This is a genomic window from Microbacterium sp. BF1, from assembly GCF_019279095.1.
Classification (GTDB): Bacteria; Actinomycetota; Actinomycetes; order Actinomycetales; family Microbacteriaceae; genus Microbacterium; species Microbacterium maritypicum.
The window spans coordinates 1-2,489 of the sequence record NZ_JAGYWT010000370.1 but is presented as its reverse complement, the minus strand read 5'-3'; the positions used below and the strand labels follow the sequence as shown (position 1 = coordinate 2,489).

Annotated in this window: 4 protein-coding genes and 1 pseudogene; all 5 read right to left on the bottom strand. The window is 68.6% G+C overall.

The window, feature by feature from the left end; all coding sequences use genetic code 11:
- Nucleotides 1-359 (bottom strand): annotated as a pseudogene (locus tag KZA10_RS12215) (hydroxymethylbilane synthase); the annotation flags it as partial.
- Between the two features lie 4 nt (nucleotides 360-363).
- On the bottom strand, nucleotides 364-1,044 hold the full coding sequence (gene hemQ, locus KZA10_RS12210) for a hydrogen peroxide-dependent heme synthase (RefSeq protein WP_017829544.1): 681 nt from the start codon (nucleotides 1,042-1,044) through the stop codon (nucleotides 364-366).
- A 79-nt stretch (nucleotides 1,045-1,123) separates the two neighbouring features.
- Nucleotides 1,124-1,396, bottom strand: a complete 273-nt coding sequence (locus KZA10_RS12205) for a hypothetical protein (protein ID WP_017829545.1) — start codon at nucleotides 1,394-1,396, stop codon at nucleotides 1,124-1,126.
- Nucleotides 1,383-1,790, bottom strand: a complete 408-nt coding sequence (locus tag KZA10_RS12200) for a phage holin family protein (protein WP_218683008.1) — start codon at nucleotides 1,788-1,790, stop codon at nucleotides 1,383-1,385. Before KZA10_RS12200 ends, KZA10_RS12205 begins: the two co-directional genes overlap by 14 nt.
- 1 nt (nucleotide 1,791) lies before the next feature.
- Nucleotides 1,792-2,214, bottom strand: a complete 423-nt coding sequence (locus KZA10_RS12195) for a hypothetical protein (RefSeq protein ID WP_055866191.1) — start codon at nucleotides 2,212-2,214, stop codon at nucleotides 1,792-1,794.
- Nucleotides 2,215-2,489: the final 275 nt, after the last annotated feature.

Genomic DNA, 2,489 nt, shown 5'->3' with positions numbered 1-2,489 from the left:
CTCCCGGAGCGCAGCTCGTGCAGCGGGGTGCCGTCGCGGGTGAGGACCACATCGCGCGGATCCTCGCGCTTCGGCGTCGCCGCGATCACGAGGCCCTCGGGGACGGCGGTCGGCAGATCCTTCAGGGAGTGCACGAGGAAGTCGCACTCGCCCGCGAACAGAGCCTCGCGAAGACGCGTGGCGAAGATGCCCTGACCGCCGATCTCGGAGAGCGAGGCACGATTCGTGTCGCCCTCGCTGGTGATCGGGACGAGCTCGACGCGGCGCCCCGAGAGCTTCTCGAGGGCTGCGGCGACGTGACCCGACTGCGCCTGCGCGAGCGCGCTGCGGCGGGTGCCCAGACGAATGGGGGTACTCATGGGCTTACTGGAGCACGTCCGCGATCTCGTCGAACCGGAGCCTGCGCCCGGTGTAGAAGGGCACCTCCTCCTTCACGTACATGCGAGCGTCGGTGTAGCGGAGATCGCGCATCATGTCGACGAGGTCGGTGAGCTCATCGGCTTCGAGCGGCAGCAGCCATTCGTAGTCGCCGAGAGCGAAGGAGGCGACGGTGTTGGCGAGAACGCCCGTGAACGCGGCGCCCTTGCGTCCGTGGTCGGCGAGCATCTTGCGACGCTCCTCCTCCGGGGCGAGGTACCACTCCGGCGTGCGCACGAACGGGTACAGGCACAGCCAGTCCTTGGGGTCCATACCCCGCAGGAAGCCCGGGACGTGGGAGCGGTTGAACTCCGCGTCGCGGTGCACGCCCATGACGTTCCACACCGGGAGGAGCGAACGCAACAGCTCGGTGCGACGCAGGCGACGCAGCGCCTTCTGCAGCTCCTCGGCGGTGTCGCCGTGCAGCCACACCATGAGGTCGGCGTCGGCCTTGAGTCCGGAGACGTCGTAGAAGCCGCGGACGGTGACACCCGAGTCCTCGATGTAGGAGACGATCGTCTCGAGCTCGGTCGAGTCGTTCTCCGTCACGGGGAGGTCGGGGTTTCGTCGCCAGACAGCCCAGAGGGTGAAGCCGGACGGGTTCTCATCGCGCTCTTCGGACATCATGCTCCCCAGTCTGCCTCGTTTGCGCAGGAGCCGCTAATCACCCGGGAGGGCTGCTCGCGGCTTCCCGGAATGCTGCGCCTCAGCGCGAGATGAAGCGCGCGATCGCCCAGACCGCGCCCCCGACTGCGGCAGCGATTCCGACGGCGGCGGCGATCGCGCCGATCGGGTTCCGATCGGCGAACACGCGGGCCTTCGCCACCGCACGTGTCGACGCCTTCTCGACCCGGCGCGGGATGTTCCCCTTGACCTCGATCGCCGCGAGGGCGGCCTTCAGCTCGGCACGGGCCGAAGCGACGGGGTCGACGATCCCGCCGGGAACGGCGGTGCGCGGCAGCGACTCAGAACTCGTCATCGCCGGCCTCCTTCACGAGTCGGATGTCTTCGGCGACGGCCTGCGCCGGGTTCTGGCGCGCGAGCACCTTGCGGAACTTGAGGATCCCGAGCAACGCGAACAGCAGCACCGCGAGGATCAGGATGCCGAACACCGCGATCGCCGAGAGCCACACCGGCCACCAGGACGACAGCCCGGCGATCGCGAAGACGAGGATGACGGGCACGGCCCAGAACAGGAAGAACAGCGCGACGAGGAACCACATGGAACCGATGCCGGCATCCTTCGAGGTGCGCGAGACCCACGCCTTGGCGGCGTCGATCTCGGCCTTGACCAGATTCGTGACGAGTTCCGGCAGATCTCCGAGGAGAGTCAGCAGGCTGTCGTCGGCGCGATCGCGGTATCCGCGGGGCATCTCAGGCGCCGGACTTCTTGGGGGCGGGCTTCGCAGCCGGCTTCTTGGCCGCCGGCTTCTTGGCGGCGGGCTTCGTCGACGTCGCGGTGGACTTCGCAGCCTCGACCGCTTCCTCGGTCGCCTCGGCGAGATCTTCTGCCGCCTCACGGCCGGTGGCGATGGCGGAGTCGAGTCGCTGACCGGGCGTGCCCGAGCCGGTGACGGACTTCGCGACCTTCACCACACCGGTCCAGAGCGCACCGGGAACGGCCGCGGCCTTGTCGCCGACGAAACCCTTGACCTTGGTGACCTGCTCCTGCACGGGGTCGAGGTGCCACACCTTGAGCCACTGCGTCTTGATCTGCTCGTAGCGCTCACGTCCGGCACGAGTGCCGAGCACGTAGCCCACGCCGAGCCCGACGACGAGTCCGATCTTCCCCTTCATGGGGTCTCCTCACCTTGTTCCGGTAGTCCGGCCAGATTCGCCCGGTTGGGACCGACCGCAGGCATTCGCCCCCCGCGACCAGGTACCCAGCGTAACCCCGTATGCCGAATTCGGCATCTATGGCTCAGAGGGTTGACACAGACCGCTCCCGCACTTCAGGACTCCCCGTCCCACAATAGGGCGCGGCGCAGACGGTCGGCCTCGTCCCGTGCGTCCGGGATCACCTGGGCGAGTCCGGTCCCCGCGAGCCAGGCGCCGACCGCGGCCACACCGGG

Bases quoted from the DNA above. Each gene is read 5' to 3' on its own strand.
- hemQ (WP_017829544.1), bottom strand. From the start codon at position 1,044: ATGATGTCCGAAGAGCGCGATGAGAACCCGTCCGGCTTCACCCTCTGG.
- KZA10_RS12205 (WP_017829545.1), bottom strand. From the start codon at position 1,396: ATGACGAGTTCTGAGTCGCTGCCGCGCACCGCCGTTCCCGGCGGGATC.
- KZA10_RS12200 (WP_218683008.1), bottom strand. From the start codon at position 1,790: ATGCCCCGCGGATACCGCGATCGCGCCGACGACAGCCTGCTGACTCTC.
- KZA10_RS12195 (WP_055866191.1), bottom strand. From the start codon at position 2,214: ATGAAGGGGAAGATCGGACTCGTCGTCGGGCTCGGCGTGGGCTACGTG.